Source organism: Paenibacillus sp. CCS19, from assembly GCF_033239625.1.
Classification (GTDB): domain Bacteria; phylum Bacillota; class Bacilli; order Paenibacillales; family Paenibacillaceae; genus Paenibacillus_T.
This window is the reverse complement of record NZ_BTCK01000013.1, coordinates 1-18060: the sequence shown is the minus strand read 5'-3', so window position 1 is coordinate 18060 and position 18060 is coordinate 1. Positions and strand designations below refer to the sequence as shown.

Sequence of the window (18060 nt, the reverse complement as noted above, 5' to 3'; positions counted from 1 at the left end):
TTCTGTTACCAACTATAAGCCAACGCTTCTAATAGGTCAAGGCACGCAAAGTTGGAACAGTTGGAAGGGGCTTCGCCCCTTTTTATCCCGTTTTTCAATAAATTCTATCCAAGCTAAAATCAGAGTTTCTGCCCACCCAAAATCTGGCTTCTGCCCACCTGAATCCTCCCTGCTAGGGAACCCCCGGGGTTTTACGCATATGCTCCCGATGTGGTTTCCTTACGGAAACCTTTACCCCGAGAACTCGGTATGAATAACCTTGGATGGACAGAGGCGCTATCGCATACTCAGGTAATAGGAGTCGCGTGCCCTATCGAGCTGTGATGCATCCAAGACTTGGGCTATATAGTAGATAGATTAAAAATCGCTAATCATTAATTGATATTACTAGACACATTGTTAACCAAAAACGCCCTTCCTGCATTTTGAGCAAGAAGGACGTCTATAGCTTGAAATCAATTACAGCGAAACGCTCCAGTCCTGGGTAATGTGTCCGTCCAGGTACTTCTCGGCTTCAAGCGCGGCCATACAGCCGCTTCCCGCTGCTGTGATCGCCTGGCGGTACTTCGTATCCTGCACGTCGCCGCAAGCGAATACACCTGGAACATTCGTCTCCGTCGTGCCCGGTTTTACTTTAATGTAGCCGTGCTCGTCCGTATCGACCTGTCCACCAAGGAAGCCCGTGTTCGGCGTGTGTCCGATGGCTACGAAGATGCCGCTCGTCTCAAGCAGCTCCTCTTCGCCTGTTGCATTGTCGCGTACCTTGAGCGCGGTAACGCCCATGCCGTTCGCGACAACTTCGATAGGAGTCTTATTCAGACTCCAGTTGATTTTCTCATTCTCGCGTGCACGATCCTGCATGATCTTCGAAGCCCGAAGCTCATCACGGCGATGCACAAGCTCTACTTCCGTTGCGAAGCGCGTCAAGAAGTTTGCCTCTTCCATCGCCGAGTCGCCGCCGCCGACTACGATAATTTTCTTCCCGCGGAAGAAGAAGCCGTCGCAGGTTGCGCAAGTGCTGACACCGCGTCCAACGTTGTCCTTCTCGCCTGGAATTCCGATATATTTGGCCGATGCGCCAGTAGAGATGATGAGCGTCTCTGCCACCAGCTCTCCTTGGCCTTCGACTTGCAGTTTGAAAGGACGTTGTGACAGGTCCACGCTGTTGACCCAGCCTGTCCGGAATTCAGCGCCGAAACGCTCCGCTTGCCTCCGCATATTCGCCATCAAGTCAGGTCCCATAATGCCTTCCGGGAAGCCTGGGAAGTTCTCGACTTCCGTCGTTGTCGTCAATTGTCCGCCTGGCTCCGGTCCTTCAATTACTAGCGGCTTCATGTTCGCGCGCGCCAGATAGATGGCAGCCGTCAGTCCCGATGGACCTGTTCCGATAATAATGGATTTGTACATAGTATGCCCTCCTGATCGACTGCAGGGCCGCCTGCCGCTTGTATCAAGCGTGCAAGCAGCCCTGTATAAGATGCTATTGCCCTTTAGAATACCCTTGCCGGGGACGCATCAATCATGTTCATTATTCATGTCGATACGATGCGTTTGCAGCAGTGCGTTCGTTGAACGCATTTTCTCACGGATGCCGCATACGTCGTCAATTCGCTTCGCATGTCGGCTCACCGTCGCTGCCGTTGTCTCGTACTTGCGGGCCACTTCCTCGAACGATATCGTACGGCTGTGCATCTTCGCCGTCCAATATTCGAGCGCAGCAGCCCAGCCCTGCACCTTCCCGAACTTCGGCACATCCGGATACAGCCGCGACAAGAAATCTATCCACAACGTCAGCAAGTCATGCTGCTGAACTAGATCATAACCCGTTGTCCGCATGCGGGTAAGCGCGTCATCCAGTATAGCCTGCCAGCTTGCTTCCCAGACAGGCAGACGTGTCGGCATTTGCTGCGGTTCGATGACGGTCGATTCGTTGCCGATCACCGCTTCAATCGGTGTCGTCTCACCCAGCGAGCGGAGCACGAGCAGCGCAATTCGCTTCAGGTCGTCTTCCTCGCCCGCTTCGTTCATGAATGCACGCAGCGCTTCCTTCACTTCGTCATCGCCAATAATGCCAAGCGCTTGAATGACTTGCAGCTTCGTCTGCCGATCGCCATGACGCAGCGCCCAGAAGAAGGAAGAGCGCACAAGCGGATCTTTCTTAAACCGTTCGGGCACAATTTCACCAGGCAGCCGCTCCCACAGCTTCATTTGCTCTTCGAAGGGCAGATGATAATGATAGCTGATCGGCGCCGGCTGGCCGCCGCTTGCACGGACTCCCGAGAGATAGTCCAGGTAATAAGGCGCTACTTCTGACTGTGGATCATGGCTGCGGCACTGCTGCCACAGACGCTCTGCATCTGCATATCGACCTGTCTGGCAAGCTGCGACAGCGGCATAGTGATACACGCTGGCCTCGCCAGAACTGCCTGTGCGGAGTAATCGAACGAACTGTCGATAGGCTCCCTCATGTTCACCTAATATGCCGAGCGTCGTTGCCAGCTTGAACGCATGCTCCTGATGAAACGGAAACGTTTTACGAAGAAGTTTAAGCAATTCCGTCAGTTTCTCCCGCTCACCCATATGCTGATAGAAGATTGCCAGATTGCAGAGCGCATGAAGGTTGCCTTCATCAAGCTCGAGCACTTTGAGAATCGTCGACATCGCCTTGTCGAATTGCCCCATATAGTAATAGGCCAGTGCGAGATTATTACGTGCGGATGAGAAGTCCTCGTAACGCTGAACAACGTCTTCAAGTACTTTGACCGCTTGCGCGAACTTGCCTTCCTCCAGAAGCATCCTCGCACGATCATGCTCCCGCATGCCGCCAAGCGACTTCACATTCGCCTGCTTCGTCGGACGAGCCAGTTCGAATGTCAGCAGTTCCATCATTTCTTCTGCTTCATCGATGAAATGCCCTTCGTCGTCTTCCTCCAAGTACTGGACTAGCGAATCCTCTGCGGCCTCGTACATTTCCATGTTGGCATAGTTGTTCGCCATATAGAAGTGGCATTCGGTCATCGTAGGGTCAAGCTCGTCTATGATCCATTTGAGAATCTGATTCGATTCCTCGTAATTGCCAAGCTCTGATAGAATGCCGGCCATATTGCAGTGGTTCACTGGATTTTCAGGCTCAAACTGCGCTGCGCGGCGAAAGTTTTTCAGTGCCTTGTCATAATGATAACGATCCAGCGAACGAACAGCCCGCTCGAAGAAGTACGTCGCGTCCCATTGGATGGGTATAATTTTTGCTAGCCTGCCTGAAACCGCCGCACGCTGCTTCTTAGTCATAAATGCAAGGCACCTCCCGTAGTCGTCTAATGTTGGTACGATTATATCATAGCCCCGCCTATCCTTACAGGCTGGAAAAAGCGGAAAAATCGCGAGCGCACGAAGCGACCCGCGATTTTTCGGCTGGTAGCCGGCTTATACGCCAGCGTTTTTGAACAGGGTGCTAATCGATCCGCCCTGAATAATGATGCGAGTTGCTTCCGCCAGCATCGGCGCGACGGACAGTACGCGGTAACGCTCTGGACGATGCGCCGGAAGGGCGATCGAGTCCGTTACTACGACCTCTTTAATATTCGGATGATCCAAACGCTGCAGGGCATTGCCGGAGAATAATGGATGCGTTGCGCAGACGTATACATCTTCCGCGCCGCGTTCCTTCAGTCCTTCGACAACGTTAATAATCGTGCTGCCAGTATCGATCAAATCTTCGATAATGATTGGCGTTCTGCCTTCTACATCCCCGATAACGTGCGTAATGACGGACTCGTTATGCGCTGGACGCTTCTTGATCATCATCGCGAATGGGCAGTCCAGGTAGTTAGCCAGCATTTCCGCAGTCGATGCCCGGCCTGCATCCGGCGAAACAACGATTGGGTTGGTGATTTGTTTCTGTTTCAGGTAGTTGCTGATTAGGTCGAGCGCCGTCAGATGATCAACCGGGATGTTGAAGAAGCCTTGAATCGCCGGTGCATGCAGATCGATCGTCACAACGCGATGAGCGCCAACCGTCGTCAGCACGTCCGCAACCATCTTGGCCGAGATCGGCTCCCGCGGTGCAGCTTTGCGCTCTTGGCGCGCATAGCCGTAATGCGGCATGATGACATTGATCGTCCGAGCGGAAGCCCGCTTCGCTGCATCAATCATAATGAGCAGCTCGACGAAATGGTCGTTGATCGGATGCGAAAGTGACTGTACTAGAAATACGTCACAGTTCCGGATCCCTTCTTCGTAGTTGACATAGATCTCGCCGCCTTTGAACCGGGACAGCTTGATGGCACCGAGCTTGAGCCCTAGCTCCTCCGCAATCTTCTCGGCCAATTTCGGGTTCGAGGAACCCGAAAAAATACGCAACTTGTCGCTTAACATGATACCCTCCTGAGCGTTTGAACCACTAAAATTTTACGTACACTGCTTGTTCGACAATATTCATTATACATCGATTACAGCAGAATTCAAAAATCGACCATTGTTCTAATTCGGCGCTCAAACGTCGCTAGCTGTGTAAAACCTGCTTCTTTCAGCCGCGCTCGCGCTTGATCCAAGTATTCGGCCAATCTAGCGGGTTGATGAGCATCCGAACCGATCGTAATCGGAATGTCCAACTTTCTTGCATAATCCAGCATCCGTTTGCCTGGGAACATCTCCGCGCATGCATGCCGCAGCCCCGATGCGTTCAACTCGATTGCCAGGTCGTTCAGGCGCACAGCCTCAAGCGCAGCGTTCTCCAGATGGGTGACATCGCCTGCCGGCTTGAAGCCGAAACGCTTGATGACGTCGATGTGACCGATGTAGTCATAGAAGCCTGTATTCGCCGCCTTGATAACCGCGTCATAATACTGCTCGTACACTTGCATCGGATCGCGGCCTTCCCATCCATGCGTCTGGCGGAAGTCTGTAATATCCCATGTTCCTAGAAAATGAACCGATCCGATCACATAGTCCCACGGATACGCGTTCACGATCGTCTCGATCTGTTCTTCCGAACCTTCGATATAATCGCCTTCCAAGCCGACGCGGACATCGATCCGGCCTTTGTACTTGTCCTTCAGCGAGAACGCTTCCTCGACATAGCGAGGCAGTTCATCCATCGGCATCGCCATCTCCGGGTAGTACTCATCTGGATTGACGTGCAAAAGCGGCATATGGTCCGACACGCCGATTTGCTGCAAGCCGATCGCAATGCCCTGCTGGATATACTCCTCCAGCTTGCCGACCGCATGGCCGCACCGTTCATGATGCGTATGGTAATCGATTAGCATATGCTCGGTTTCCCCTTCCGTGCTTTCATACGTTCGAGCTTGATTAATCGGTTCAAAAAGTTCGGTTTTCAGCACCAAGAAGGACTTTTTGAACTACCTCTATTATCGATTCATTTTGTTCGTGGTTGGTTTGTTATGGCGCTTTCCGAGCTCAGCCATAACCTCATCGAGCGAAACGCCGCGTTCGCGAAGCAGCACCATCAAGTGGAACAGCATGTCGCTCGTTTCGCTGCGCAGCTCGTCATTGTCGCCGTTCTTTGCCGCAATGATGACTTCGATCGATTCTTCGCCGAATTTCTTGAGGATTTTGTCCAGACCCTTCTCGAACAGGTACGTCGTGTAAGCACCCTCTGGTCGTTCCGCGTAGCGCTTCGAAATAATCGCTTCGAGCTCGTTAAGCATGCGGAAACGGTCGCCGCTTGCTGCATCGTTCTCTGCTGCCGGCGCCTCTTCGACGATCGGGTTGAAGAAGCAGGAGTAGCGGCCCGTATGGCACGCTGCACCGTTCTGGTCGACGCGTACGAGCAAGGTGTCTGCATCACAGTCATAATGGATCGAACGGATTGGCTGCGTATGACCGCTGGTTGCACCCTTGTGCCACAGCTCGCTGCGCGAACGGCTCCAGAACCACGTCTCGCCGCTCTCGATCGACAGCTTGAGCGATTCCGCGTTCATGTACGCCAGCATAACGACCTCTTTGCTAACGGCGTCCTGCACAATTGCAGCTACAAGACCGTCCTTATCCCACTTGATCTTCTGTTGGAGCTCTTCGTATGGCACTACTGCCGCATTCGTGTTGTCGCTCATCGCACTTCCACTCCCTTGCGCCGCAAATCGTCCTTCACTTCTTGAATCGTCATTTCTTTATAGTGGAAAATAGTGGCCGCAAGGCCAGCATCCGCTTTGCCTTCTGCGAACACATCGTGGAAGTGCTCAACACGTCCCGCTCCGCCTGATGCGATGACCGGAATGCTCACCAGCTCCGATACCGCTCTAGTCAGCTTCACGTCGAAGCCGTCCTTCGTTCCGTCCGCATCCATGCTTGTCAACAGAATCTCGCCTGCACCGAGCCGCTCCGCTTCGCGTACCCACTCCAGCGCTTTAATGCCCGTTCCGTTGCGTCCGCCGTGCGTGAACACTTCCCATTCGCCCCACTCTGGGTTGAACTTCGCGTCGATTGCTACGACGATGCATTGCGAGCCGAACTTGCGCGCACCGTCCGCGATAAGCTGCGGGTTGCGGATCGCCGCCGTATTGATGCCGATTTTGTCCGCGCCTGCGCGCAGCAGCCGTTTCATATCGTCGACATGCGAGATGCCGCCGCCCACGGTGAAAGGAATCGTAATCTCGCCAGCCGTCCGCTTGACGACCTCAACCATCGTTGCCCGCCCTTCGACGGAAGCCGAGATGTCGAGGAACACGAGCTCATCGGCGCCTTCGCGGTCATACGTTGCAGCGAGCTCTACGGGATCGCCAGCGTCGCGAAGGTTAACGAAGTTAACTCCTTTTACTACGCGGCCGTCTTTTACGTCGAGGCACGGAATAATTCTTTTGGCCAACATGCTGATCTCTCCTCCCCTAACGGATTCTCTATTGTAATCAATGCATTATGCGCTAATCGTTCTTATGCTTACTCGGATGCTTTCACAGCCAGCTTCAGAAAGTTGCCAAGCAGTTGCATGCCGAGATCGCTGCTTTTCTCTGGGTGGAACTGCATGCCGTACACATTATTGCGTCCGACGATTGCTGTTACTTGCTGATAGTAGTCAACGGTTGCGAGCAGGTCGCTCTCAAGCTCTGGCTTTACGTGGTACGAGTGGACGAAGTACACATGTCCTTCATCAAGTCCATCGAACATCGGCGAAGACTGACGGAACGACAGCTTGTTCCAGCCCATATGCGGCACTTTGTAGTCGCCTTGGAAACGAACGACGCGGCCCGGCAGCAGATCCAGACCTTTATGATTGCCGTACTCCTCACTCTCGCTGAACAACAGCTGCATGCCGAGGCAGATGCCGAGTAGCGGCTTGCCCGTCGCAACGAATTGCTTCGTTACTTCGTCCAGCCCCGTCTCGCGCAGATTGTCCATCGCGTCGCCGAAAGCGCCGACGCCTGGCAGAATCGCGCCGTCCGCCGCGAGAATCGCAGCGGGATCAGCCGTAATGCTGAAGTCGAGGCCTAGCCGTTCGACTGCTTTGCTAACGCTGTGCAGGTTGCCCATGCCATAATCGATAATGGCGATCATCGGTTACAGCACCCCTTTCGTCGAAGGCACTCCTTGTACGCGTGGATCAATGCTAGTTGCTTCGTCCAGTGCGCGTCCAAGCGCTTTGAAGACGGCCTCGATCATGTGGTGCGTGTTCTTGCCATAGTGAACGATAACATGCAGCGTCACACGCGCTTCAAGCGCGAACTTCCAGAGGAACTCTTCTACAAGCTCAGTTGAGAAGCTGCCGACTTGCTGGGAAGGATATTGTGCGCGGTATTCAAAATGCGGACGGTTGCTCAAGTCGACTACAACCTGCGCCAGCGCTTCGTCCATCGGTACGAATACACTTGCATAACGTTTGATGCCGCGCTTGTCGCCAAGTGCCTTCGCCAGCGTCTGGCCGAGGCAGATGCCGATGTCTTCGACGGTGTGGTGATCGTCGATGTCCACGTCGCCGCGAGCGTCGACCGTCAAATCGAACTGGCCGTGCTTCGCGAACAGGTCGAGCATATGGTTGAGGAAAGGCACGTCAGTTTCGAGATTTACTTGACCGCTGCCGTCGACGTTGAAGGCGAGTTTGATATCGGTTTCGTTGGTTTTGCGCGCCACGTCGGCTGCGCGTTGTACGATTTCGGACATATTGTTTGACCTCACTTTGGTTTGATAGGTGTGAAGAGAAAAGATAAAACATTATGTTTGAGTTCTAGCCCGCTCCGAGCGCGGATCACTCTTCCGATCGCTGTTGTCCTCGGATTGTTCTGAACTTATAGATTCAGATATGGTAACAATCCGAGTGACAAAGGCGAACACTCCGCTTCTCCAGAGTGATTCCGGCACTCTCCGCTCTTGTTCGCGGTGGTGCATACGTCCAGCTCAGCACTTTTTATATAGGATGGGTCCGCTTGGCCCGCATAGCTCGCCGCGCGGAAGCGCCTGAAGGTACTGCGCGGACTGCAACGATTCTTCTTATACCTGCCACGTTCGGACGAACAGCAACGTACTTCCTCTTACTTGCCGCCCTCTTTTTCCAGTCGGATTTCGATGGCGCGGGCATGGCCTTCGAGGCCTTCGTGGCGGGCGAGCGTCATGATTTTGTCGCCGCTCGCGAGAAGAGCCTCTTTGCTGTAGTAGATCAAGCTCGACTTCTTGAAGAAGTCGTCCACGTTAACCGGCGACGAGAAGCGAGCCGTGCCGTTCGTCGGCAAGATGTGGTTCGGGCCTGCGAAGTAGTCGCCTACTGGCTCCGAGCTGTATGGTCCCAAGAAGATGGCCCCAGCGTTCTCGATGCGCGCGAGAAGTGCCATAGGGTCCGCCGTGAGCACCTCCAAGTGCTCCGGCGCCATGCGGTTGATGACGTCGATGCCCGCGTCGAGCGAGTCGACGAGCAGTACCGCGCCGTAGTTGTCGATCGAGCTGCGCGCGATCGCTTCGCGCGGCAGCAATGCGAGCTGGCGCTCCACTTCAGCGGCAACCGCTTCAGCGAGCTGCTCCGAAGCTGTGACAAGCACGGCTGACGCCATCTCATCATGCTCCGCTTGCGAGAGCAGGTCAGCCGCTACATAAGAAGCGTCTGCCGAGTCATCGGCAAGCACTGCGATTTCACTCGGTCCGGCGATGCTGTCGATGTCGACGACACCGAATACCGCACGCTTAGCGAGTGCCACGTAGATGTTGCCTGGACCTGTAATCTTGTCGACTGGCGCGATCGATTCCGTACCGTAGGCCAATGCCGCTACAGCCTGCGCCCCGCCGACCCGATACATTTCTTTCACGCCAGCTTCCGCTGCTGCGACTAGAATGTACGGGTTAATGCCTTCTTGACCGCCTGTTGACGGCGGCGTTACCATGACGATCTCAGGTACGCCTGCTACTTGAGCTGGAATAACGTTCATCAATACCGACGAAGGATATGCCGCTTTGCCGCCTGGCACATACACGCCGACACGCTTGAGTGGACGCAGCACTTGACCGAGCATCGTTCCGTCCGGCTGCATGTCGATCCACGAATTGCGCATTTGCTTCTCATGGAACGTCCGTACGTTTACCGCCGCTTCACGGATCGCAACGAGAAAATCAGCGTCGACCTTATCGTACGCTGCTTGAATTTCTGCTTCAGTTACGCGAAGCGAGGATGCTTCCAGTTTCACGCGGTCGAACTGTTCCGTCAGCCGCAGCAGCGCTGCGTCACCTTCGGTACGAATCGCTTCGACGATCGATTTGACCGCTTCATTTTGCTCCGGAGTGCCGTATTCGACCTGACGGTCAATGTTGAACTGCTCTGCACGCATAATCCGCATCGTTTCCATCCCCCAATGACTACGCCTACTCGGAAGGGCAGCTCTGGTCCTGAACCGCCAAGCCGCCCGCCGAATAAGCCTTCTATTATCCGTTCGTTACACTCGTGCCGCAAGCGTCTGCTGCAGCAGATCACACAACTTCTGAATCGGCTCGTTCTTCATCCGATAGCTCACTCGGTTTGCAATGAGGCGGCTCGTAATGCCGAAGATCGATTCCATCTCCACGAGACCGTTCTCCTTCAGCGTTTGGCCTGTTTCGACCATATCGACAATGCGGTCCGCGAGACCGATCAGCGGCGCCAGCTCGATCGAACCGTTCAACTTAATGACCTCTACCTGCTGACCCAACTCGCGAAAATATTGCGATGCCACGTTCGGATATTTCGTAGCGACACGTGGATTAATAACCGGCTTCCAGTCCGGCAGTCCGATAACGGACATCCGGCATTTCGCGATGCCAAGATCGAGCAGCTCATAGACGTCTTTATTTTCTTCCATCAATACGTCTTTGCCGACGATACCGATATCTGCTACGCCGTACTCTACATAAGTAGGCACGTCGACCGGCTTCGCCATAATGAATTCCATCTTCGCATCAGGCACTTCAATAATAAGCTTACGCGAATCGTCAAAATCGACTGGAATCGGCAGTCCCGCTTCACGGAACAGCTTCGATGCCTGTTTATAGATCCGGCCCTTCGGCATTGCCACCTTCAAAATCTCCTGCTGTCCGCTCACTTCGATTGCTCTCCCTTCGTTCCCTGCGATCCGACAAACGAGATAAATTTAGCATATCCGTCTCTGTCAGCAGAATTCGTAACTTGCTGTCCTGCTTCTACCCGCTCCGTAACCACGATGACGCCTTCCGAACGAAGACGCTGCGCTTCCTCAAGCGCTGCCGCGCGGCCATTAGTATCATAGCTAATCAGTACACGCTCCGGCTGTGCTTCTTCTACACCATCAAGCAGCTCGAGCACCCGCGTCGTCTTGATCGCGAAGCCTGTAGCCGGTGCTGGACGTCCGAACTGCGTAAGCAGATTGTCATAACGGCCGCCGCTTACGACTGGGAATCCGAGATCCGCCGCATAACCTTCGAACGTCATACCCGTATAATAGGAGAAATCGCCGATCATCGTCAGGTCGATCAACACATTCTCGCATACGCCATACGCCTTCAGCACATCCCAAATCTCGCACAGATGCTGAATGGACGCCTTTGCCGTTTCTGTACCGCTCAGCTGCAGCGCTTGATTGCAAATTTCTTGTCCGCCGCGCAGACGAAGAATGCCTTCGAGCTCCTTCAATACCGGCTCCGCCAGCGACAGGCTGCGCAGCAGCTCACGATAGCCGACATAGTCGCGGCCGAGCAGGCAAGCTTTCAGCGCTTCCTGCGCCTCAGGGCGGCCCGGCAGCGTCTCCTCGAACAGACCGTTCAAGAAACCGACGTGACCAATTGCGATTTTGAACCGTTCAACGCCTGCTGCTTTAAGCGATGCAATCGCCAGTGCGACAACTTCAGCATCCGCTTCAGCCGATGGATCCCCAACAAGCTCCACGCCTGTTTGGAAAAATTCCGCATCGCGGCCCGCTTCTTCCTCAATCGCGCGGAAGACGTTCGCATGGTACGACAGACGCAGCGGGAATGCCGTTTCTTTCAACAATGACGATACAACGCGCGCGATTGGCGCCGTCATATCCGAACGCAGTACGAGCGTCGTGCCGCGATTATTAAGCAGCTTGAACAGCTTCTGATCGGATGTAGAGCTCGCTACGCCGACCGTATCGTAGAACTCCATCGTTGGCGTGATGATCTGCTCATAACCCCAACGGTTCATGCACTCGAGCGTCTGACGCTCAATCCGGCGCAGCTTCGCAACAGCGTGCGGCAAATAATCTTTGACCCCGATCGGTTTCTCAAACACTTTAGGTTTCGACATACGGATTCACCTTCTTAGCGATAGTTATATGGATGGCTTGATGATTGCTCTATGTTTTGTTCCATCGTTCTTCTCATGTTGTTGCATCCAATAATGCATTTCGTTTAATGTTGATTTAGTGCGTTAAAGCGATACCATGTTACCATACTACCAAAACAAAGGATTAGTCGTAATCGTACCATGATCTGACGTACCCGTCAAGGGACATCACACGCTGTCGAATGCATGAGAAAAGACCAGCTCCACAAGGGAGTCTGGCCTTCATTATTGACCTGATCTGCGTAACTCCTGCATAGGATTACCGCCTACGAAAGCGCCTGCGGGCACATCCCGGTGCACCACCGAGCCTGCTGCAACAACTGCCCCGTCGCCAATCGTAACACCGGGCAGCACTGTCGTGTTCGCCCCGATCATAACGCTGTTGCCGATGACGATCTTGCCTGTCCGATATTCGCCGATGAGATACTCATGCGTGAGCAGCGTGGAATTATACCCAATAATGCAGTTGTCACCGACTTCAATCTTCTCCGGGAAAAATACATCGACCATCACCATCAGCGCGAACGCCGTCTCGCGCCCCACCTTCATGCCAAGCACATGGCGATAAATCGCATTTTTCACCGGTAGAGAAGGACAGTAACGCGCGATTTGAATCGCTATGAAATTGCGTACCGCTTTGAACCGGCTCACCGTACGATAAACCTGCCACAGCGCATTTGGGCCTACCATCTTGAATCGTTCAACGTTACGTCCCATCAAGTACCCGCTCCCGTTAGACGTTGGTTAGACGAACTTTAGTAAATCCCGCATGTCGTGAATAATATGCTGCGCACCGCTTACGCGGAGCTTCTGTTCTCCCTTCAGCGACCAAGCAACACCAACAGGGATGGCGCCAGCTGCTGCAGCCGATTCCATATCGACCGCGCTGTCCCCTACCATCATCGTAGTGGCCGGGTCGGCCCCTAGCTCTTCAAGCGCACGAAGCACAGGCTCAGGATGCGGCTTCGCATTCTTCACATCATCGATCGATACGATGCTGCTCATATAGTCTCGAATGCCAACGAACGTCAGCCCCCGCTCCGTTGTAAGGCGCATCTTGGTCGTTACAACGCCCATCTGGATGCCGCGTTCATGCAGCGTCTTCAGCACTTCATTCACATACGGGAAGGCCTGTACGTAATCGTCATGCACACGTAAATTGAATTCGCGATATTTGACCAGCAGTTCTGCTACATCTTCTCTGCCAGAAAACTGCCGCAGTTGATCAACGAGCGGCAATCCCATGGAAGGAATAATGTGCTCCGCGCCGAAGCCCGGTTCAACAATCCCATCCAGCGCATGGATAAAAGATTGAATAATCAACTCGTTCGTGTCGAGCACCGTACCGTCCAAATCGAATAACATGGTCTTAATTTGCTGCTGTGTCAAACCAAAATCCCCTTCCTGCTTAATCGGCTCCGCCGCCAGCCAATCGATGGCTGAGCAGACGGAGCCGATTGTGTTCCTTCAATGCAACGCTCCACTCAGGAGCTGCTCATTAACTATTCGCAATATCCGATGATCCGCTCTTGTTATCCGAAGCCTTCTGCTTGCTGGACACGAGCGGATCGAGATAATGAACCGGATTCGAGATCGTTACACGTCTTACAACTACGAAGACGACCGCTGCGAGCAGCAGAATAACACTAACGAGCTGCGACACACGTACATTGCCTTCTACTGCAATGTTCAAGTAACCTTGCTGGAAGCCCATCCACTCCATCGGTGTCCACAATCCGTTCATGAACGATGCGAGCCAGTCTGGACCGGAGAACGCCAAGCTGTCCGTGCGCAATGCTTCAATATAGAAACGGCCGAGTGCGTACCAGAAGAAGTACGTGCACAGCAGCTCGCCGGCGCGCAGAAACTTCTGGCGGCGAAGAACGAACAGAATAATAATGCCGACCACATTCCAGAGCGACTCATACAGGAACGTCGGGTGGTGGAAGATGCCTTCCACATTCATCTGATCCACAATCCAGCCCGGCAGATGAAGCTTGTCCCGCAGGAACGATTCCTCGACAGGACCGCCATAAGCTTCCTGATTGACGAAGTTGCCCCAACGGCCAATCAATTGACCAGCGATAAGCGATGGTGCGCAAATATCGGCAATGCGCAGGAAGTTGTAACCCTTCTGACGCGCATAGATAATGCCGCATACGAAAGCGCCGATTAACGCGCCGTAGATCGCGATACCGCCTTCCCATATTTTGAAGACGGAGAAGAAATCGTTCTTATAGCGGTTCCATTCGAATGCTACATAATAAATCCGTGCAGCGATGACAGCCGACGGCACGCCAAGGAGCAGCAGATCCATGAAGAAATCTGGGGTAATGCCGAACCGTTTGCCTTCTTGTACGGCGAGCAGCAGGCCAACCAGCGCCCCCATGCCTAGGATGATACCGTACCAGTGTACCGTAATCGGTCCAAGGTCAAATGCTATTGGATTAAGACGAAGCGTTTCCAACATGATAGGGCCGAGTCTCCTTTATACGATTTGTCATACAATAGACCGGCTCGAGCGAGCCGGCTTCGTTCATCATTCATAATCGTCCATATCGTCAGCGATCGTCTCTGTCAGCTTGTTCGTGAATTGCAATGCAGCATTATAACCCATCCGTTTCAAACGGTAATTCATCGCTGCGACTTCAATAATAACCGCTAAGTTGCGGCCTGGTCGTACAGGAACCGTAACGAGCGGAACATCTGTATCAATAATGCGAGTCGTTTCCTCATCCAGACCAAGACGATCATACTGCTTGTCCGGCTGCCAGTTCTCGAGTCGAATAACAAGCTCAATCCGTTTGTTGTTGCGAATTGCGCCTGCTCCGAACAATGTCATAACGTTAATAATGCCGAGACCACGAATTTCGAGCAAATGACGAATGAGTTCCGGTGCGGAACCATGCAGCTGATTATCAGACGTCTGCCTGATCTCGACTGCATCATCGGCGACTAATCGGTGACCGCGCTTCACAAGCTCAAGCGCCGTCTCACTCTTACCGATACCGCTGCCGCCCGTAATAAGCATGCCAATACCATATACGTCGACCAGTACACCGTGAATCGTTGCAGTTGGTGCAAGCTTACGCTCCAAGAAGTTCGTTACACGGCTTTGTAGTATCGTTGTCGCCATACCGCTTCGCAGAACAGGTACATCCGCGAGTTTAGACTGCTCTAGCAATTCAAGCGGCGCTTCTAGACCGCGTGTAATAATGATGCATGGCGCTTCATCATTGCACAACCTCTCCATCCGCTCCGAACGTGATTGCGCACTAAGCGTCTGAAGGAATGTCAGCTCCGTCTTGCCGAGTATTTGCACCCGCTCACGCGGATGGTAATGAAAATAACCTGCCATCTCAAGACCTGGTCGATACAGGTCATCTGTCGTTATCGTACGGCGCAGCCCTTCCTCGCCGGACAAAATCTCAAGCTGGAACTGTTGAACGAGTTCCGATACTTTCACCTTTTTGGCCATCACTGCTGCCTCCCATTGCCGTTTTTCCAATGTCTTCATCGTAAATGAAAAACGGGCCAAACGCAATGTTTAGCCCGTTTCATCTTTATCGAAGTTTCCATCGCCTTGTATCGCCGCTGCCTCTAAAGCAGTTTCATCTTCAGCATGCTCACACGATAAGGCTTCTGGCGGTTCTTACCCGTTGAATTCCATTTAGACATACCAGCAGGCAAACGGTTTAGTATAACAAAAAAAAACCTCCGAGCTGTGAGCTCAGAGGCTGTTCATCTATTACGAATCGATTAGTTCTCGAATACGTTCAGTTCGGACTCTTTATCGAATACATGAGCTTTGTTCATGTCGAGTGCGAGTTTAACGTTTTGGCCTTCACGAAGCGTCGAACGACCGTCTACACGCGCCGTTACCGCTTGCGTACCAATACCGTTCAGGTAGAGGATCATCTCGTGGCCGAGGTTCTCAGCAACGTCGATATGAGCCGAAACGATTGTGTTTGGCGAAGCTTCCATGAATACTGGCTCTTCGTGGAAATCGTCTGGACGAATACCAAGAACAACCTCTTTGTTAGCATAGCCTTTGTCACGAAGAACTTTAGCTTTGCCTTCTGGAATAACAACGTCGATGCCATCAGCTTTGAAGCGAAGCTCGCCGCCTTTGTCATTCAGGTTGCCCGTGATGAAGTTCATCGAAGGAGCGCCGATAAAGCCTGCAACGAAGATGTTCGTTGGGTGGTTGTACAGCTCTTCAGGAGAAGCTGCTTGTTGGATGATACCGTCTTTCATAACAACGATACGGTCACCCATCGTCATTGCTTCGACCTGGTCATGTGTTACGTAGATAACAGTCGTTTCAAGACGTTTAGCCAGTTTGGAGATTTCCGCGCGCATTTGACCACGGAGTTTAGCGTCCAAGTTGGAAAGCGGTTCGTCCATCAAGAATACTTGTGGTTCACGAACGATAGCACGGCCGAGTGCTACACGCTGACGTTGACCACCGGACAGAGCCTTAGGTTTACGGTCGAGCAAGTGCTCGATATCGAGAATTTTAGCAGCTTCACGAACGCGTTTGTCGATGTCTGCTTTTTTGAATTTACGAAGTTTCAGACCAAACGCCATGTTTTGGTACACGTTCATGTGTGGGTACAGGGCGTAGGATTGGAATACCATCGCGATGTCGCGATCTTTAGGTGCAACGTCATTCACCAGACGGTCGCCGATGAACAGTTTACCTTCGGAAATTTCTTCAAGGCCGGCAATCATCCGAAGCGTCGTCGATTTACCGCAACCCGATGGGCCGACGAGTACGAGGAATTCTTTATCCTTAATGTCGAGATTGATATCTTTAACGGATGCGAGATCGGAACCTGGATACTTTTTGTACACATGCTCTAAGCGTACGCCTGCCATGAGTCATTTCCCCCTAAACAATTATATGATTCGTTTCGTTATGTTTCTATATTAACTCAGTGCATCCCATATGACTATGCACATTCCTTACAAAAAATTTAGGTCCTTTTCGTAACTTTGTACAATAGCAAAATGATCTTCATCAAAACTGCGTCCCGGAATACGCGAACATCAAGTCCCGATTCCTGCTTGAGCTTATCTAATCGGTACAACAATGTATTCCGATGAATAAACAGCTTCTTCGCTGTTTCACTGACATTACAATCCAATGCAAAGAAAGTCTCCAGCGTAGACAACGTCTCCGGCTCCATGAATACATCCGACCTGCCGAATGCTTGCTCCACATAGCGCAACCGTACATTTTCCGGAATGCTAATAAGCAACCGCTCCAAATGCATATTCCAAGGCAAATGTATATTCGATCCCATGTCATAAATCCGTCCAAGCTCAATCGTTTCCTGCAGCAGTATGACCGTCTGCACAATGGACTTTACCGGCTTCATCGGTCGACCGACTGCTAAATGGCATTCGCCAATCCACTCGCTAGCCAACATCTCGTGAAGTCCAGAGCCTATAGAAACTAAACTCTCCTCCAGCACATCGGTCTGATCATCGCGTTCCTCCAGCGTATCTCGCATCAGCGATACTGGCGCAAGAACAAGCCACTCCTGAGTTTTGAGCGGGATGACAATGACTTCTTCATCTAAGAAAGATGCCAGAAGCTTCTGCAAATCGCTAAAAGCCGAGGCTTCAGTTGCTTGATCCGTTTCTAATAAGAAAGGAATCATTTCTGCATATAGTCGCCCATCAGAAGCTAAACTACCAGGTACCGTTTCCGTACCTCCAATAGCAGCCTGCTGTACGATCCATTCCCCTAAGGCACGAGATTTTCGTTCAATATCCGATTTACTATCCAGCTCGTACGTACTTCCCAAGCCCTGTCCCGCTTGCTGTGTTATCGCCCACTGCACCAATGCTTTCTCCGTATCGGTCCATGTGCTGCGTTTAATCGTTAATTGGCGTAATGTACGATAATCGACACGCCAGACGACTTTAAGTGAGTCGCCTTGCTCCATCATTACCGTTCCCGGCTCTAAGCTTGTCCATTCCGGATGATCCGATACGAGCAGATCATCAGCAATGATCGGGCATTTCAAAATGTGCTGCAGCTGATCCCAATCCGACATGCTCATTCCTTATCCCCTATCCATGAAAGCCTTTTTCTTTAGGACATTGTAACATAAATTGCTACCTATCCTAAAGAACTACGCCTGCTCGAGGTCTAGAACCACTTTAGGGAACATGTTTAATTGTTGTTATACACAAAAAAACCACAGACCGTGGTCTGTGGTACTTGTTTGTTTAATAAATGGTGAGCCATGTAGGACTCGAACCTACGACACCCTGATTAAAAGTCAGGTGCTCTACCA

17 protein-coding genes are annotated in these 18060 nt (G+C 52.4%); all 17 read right to left on the bottom strand.

The genetic code is table 11. The features are described 5' to 3' along the window. Nucleotides 1-459 precede the first annotated feature (459 nt). Nucleotides 460-1407, bottom strand: a complete 948-nt coding sequence (gene trxB, locus SBI19_RS11305; RefSeq protein WP_317968080.1) for a thioredoxin-disulfide reductase — start codon at nt 1405-1407, stop codon at nt 460-462. Nucleotides 1408-1515: 108 nt separating this feature from the next. Then, complete coding sequence (locus SBI19_RS11300; protein WP_317968078.1) at nt 1516-3288, bottom strand: tetratricopeptide repeat protein; 1773 nt, start codon at nt 3286-3288, stop codon at nt 1516-1518. A gap of 135 nt (nt 3289-3423) precedes the next feature. Then, nucleotides 3424-4374 (bottom strand): ribose-phosphate diphosphokinase, encoded by a 951-nt coding sequence (locus SBI19_RS11295; protein ID WP_317968076.1) that lies wholly within the window; start codon nt 4372-4374, stop codon nt 3424-3426. An 86-nt stretch (nt 4375-4460) separates the two neighbouring features. Then, nucleotides 4461-5267, bottom strand: a complete 807-nt coding sequence (gene hisJ / locus SBI19_RS11290; RefSeq protein WP_317968074.1) for a histidinol-phosphatase HisJ — start codon at nt 5265-5267, stop codon at nt 4461-4463. 102 nt (nt 5268-5369) lie between these two features. Next, the gene (gene hisIE, locus SBI19_RS11285; protein WP_317968072.1) at nt 5370-6074 is read right to left on the bottom strand and encodes a bifunctional phosphoribosyl-AMP cyclohydrolase/phosphoribosyl-ATP diphosphatase HisIE; all 705 of its coding nucleotides are present in this window, start codon (nt 6072-6074) and stop codon (nt 5370-5372) included. Continuing rightward, a complete protein-coding gene (hisF, locus tag SBI19_RS11280) occupies nt 6071-6829 on the bottom strand; it encodes an imidazole glycerol phosphate synthase subunit HisF (RefSeq protein ID WP_317968070.1) in 759 nt (252 codons plus the stop codon). The genes hisIE and hisF overlap by 4 nt, the downstream gene beginning before the upstream one ends. A 68-nt stretch (nt 6830-6897) precedes the next feature. Next, complete coding sequence (hisH, locus tag SBI19_RS11275; protein WP_317968068.1) at nt 6898-7512, bottom strand: imidazole glycerol phosphate synthase subunit HisH; 615 nt, start codon at nt 7510-7512, stop codon at nt 6898-6900. Nucleotides 7513-7515: 3 nt separating this feature from the next. After that, on the bottom strand, nt 7516-8115 hold the full coding sequence (gene hisB / locus SBI19_RS11270) for an imidazoleglycerol-phosphate dehydratase HisB (protein WP_317968066.1): 600 nt from the start codon (nt 8113-8115) through the stop codon (nt 7516-7518). 368 nt (nt 8116-8483) lie between these two features. Continuing rightward, the gene (gene hisD / locus SBI19_RS11265) at nt 8484-9773 is read right to left on the bottom strand and encodes a histidinol dehydrogenase (protein ID WP_317968064.1); all 1290 of its coding nucleotides are present in this window, start codon (nt 9771-9773) and stop codon (nt 8484-8486) included. Between the two features lie 96 nt (nt 9774-9869). Then, complete coding sequence (hisG, locus tag SBI19_RS11260) at nt 9870-10478, bottom strand: ATP phosphoribosyltransferase (RefSeq protein ID WP_217490350.1); 609 nt, start codon at nt 10476-10478, stop codon at nt 9870-9872. 29 nt (nt 10479-10507) lie between these two features. Continuing rightward, a complete protein-coding gene (locus tag SBI19_RS11255) occupies nt 10508-11710 on the bottom strand; it encodes an ATP phosphoribosyltransferase regulatory subunit (protein WP_317968062.1) in 1203 nt (400 codons plus the stop codon). Nucleotides 11711-11974: 264 nt separating this feature from the next. Next, nucleotides 11975-12466, bottom strand: coding sequence for an acyltransferase (locus SBI19_RS11250; protein WP_317968060.1), 492 nt, complete (start codon nt 12464-12466; stop codon nt 11975-11977). A 27-nt stretch (nt 12467-12493) separates the two neighbouring features. Further along, complete coding sequence (locus SBI19_RS11245; protein WP_317968259.1) at nt 12494-13114, bottom strand: HAD-IA family hydrolase; 621 nt, start codon at nt 13112-13114, stop codon at nt 12494-12496. A gap of 133 nt (nt 13115-13247) precedes the next feature. After that, nucleotides 13248-14216 carry a prolipoprotein diacylglyceryl transferase gene (gene lgt, locus SBI19_RS11240; RefSeq protein WP_483312275.1) on the bottom strand — a complete coding sequence of 323 codons (969 nt, stop codon included), beginning with the start codon at nt 14214-14216 and terminating at the stop codon, nt 13248-13250. Between the two features lie 72 nt (nt 14217-14288). Further along, on the bottom strand, nt 14289-15227 hold the full coding sequence (hprK, locus tag SBI19_RS11235; protein ID WP_317968056.1) for an HPr(Ser) kinase/phosphatase: 939 nt from the start codon (nt 15225-15227) through the stop codon (nt 14289-14291). A 281-nt stretch (nt 15228-15508) separates the two neighbouring features. Next, nucleotides 15509-16630: an ABC transporter ATP-binding protein gene (locus SBI19_RS11230; protein WP_317968054.1), complete on the bottom strand. Its 1122-nt coding sequence runs from the start codon at nt 16628-16630 to the stop codon at nt 15509-15511. Between the two features lie 98 nt (nt 16631-16728). Then, nucleotides 16729-17823, bottom strand: coding sequence for a PucR family transcriptional regulator (locus tag SBI19_RS11225; RefSeq protein WP_317968052.1), 1095 nt, complete (start codon nt 17821-17823; stop codon nt 16729-16731). Between the last annotated feature and the right edge of the window lie 237 nt (nt 17824-18060).

Excerpts from the sequence above, each read along its gene's own strand:
- trxB (WP_317968080.1), bottom strand. The coding sequence starts at position 1,407 with ATGTACAAATCCATTATTATCGGAACAGGTCCATCGGGACTGACGGCT.
- SBI19_RS11300 (WP_317968078.1), bottom strand. The coding sequence starts at position 3,288 with ATGACTAAGAAGCAGCGTGCGGCGGTTTCAGGCAGGCTAGCAAAAATT.
- SBI19_RS11295 (WP_317968076.1), bottom strand. The coding sequence starts at position 4,374 with ATGTTAAGCGACAAGTTGCGTATTTTTTCGGGTTCCTCGAACCCGAAA.
- hisJ (WP_317968074.1), bottom strand. The coding sequence starts at position 5,267 with ATGCTAATCGATTACCATACGCATCATGAACGGTGCGGCCATGCGGTC.
- hisIE (WP_317968072.1), bottom strand. The coding sequence starts at position 6,074 with ATGAGCGACAACACGAATGCGGCAGTAGTGCCATACGAAGAGCTCCAA.
- hisF (WP_317968070.1), bottom strand. The coding sequence starts at position 6,829 with ATGTTGGCCAAAAGAATTATTCCGTGCCTCGACGTAAAAGACGGCCGC.
- hisH (WP_317968068.1), bottom strand. The coding sequence starts at position 7,512 with ATGATCGCCATTATCGATTATGGCATGGGCAACCTGCACAGCGTTAGC.
- hisB (WP_317968066.1), bottom strand. The coding sequence starts at position 8,115 with ATGTCCGAAATCGTACAACGCGCAGCCGACGTGGCGCGCAAAACCAAC.
- hisD (WP_317968064.1), bottom strand. The coding sequence starts at position 9,773 with ATGCGGATTATGCGTGCAGAGCAGTTCAACATTGACCGTCAGGTCGAA.
- hisG (WP_217490350.1), bottom strand. The coding sequence starts at position 10,478 with ATGCCGAAGGGCCGGATCTATAAACAGGCATCGAAGCTGTTCCGTGAA.
- SBI19_RS11255 (WP_317968062.1), bottom strand. The coding sequence starts at position 11,710 with ATGTCGAAACCTAAAGTGTTTGAGAAACCGATCGGGGTCAAAGATTAT.
- SBI19_RS11250 (WP_317968060.1), bottom strand. The coding sequence starts at position 12,466 with ATGGGACGTAACGTTGAACGATTCAAGATGGTAGGCCCAAATGCGCTG.
- SBI19_RS11245 (WP_317968259.1), bottom strand. The coding sequence starts at position 13,114 with ATGTTATTCGATTTGGACGGTACGGTGCTCGACACGAACGAGTTGATT.
- hprK (WP_317968056.1), bottom strand. The coding sequence starts at position 15,227 with ATGGCCAAAAAGGTGAAAGTATCGGAACTCGTTCAACAGTTCCAGCTT.
- SBI19_RS11230 (WP_317968054.1), bottom strand. The coding sequence starts at position 16,630 with ATGGCAGGCGTACGCTTAGAGCATGTGTACAAAAAGTATCCAGGTTCC.
- SBI19_RS11225 (WP_317968052.1), bottom strand. The coding sequence starts at position 17,823 with ATGAGCATGTCGGATTGGGATCAGCTGCAGCACATTTTGAAATGCCCG.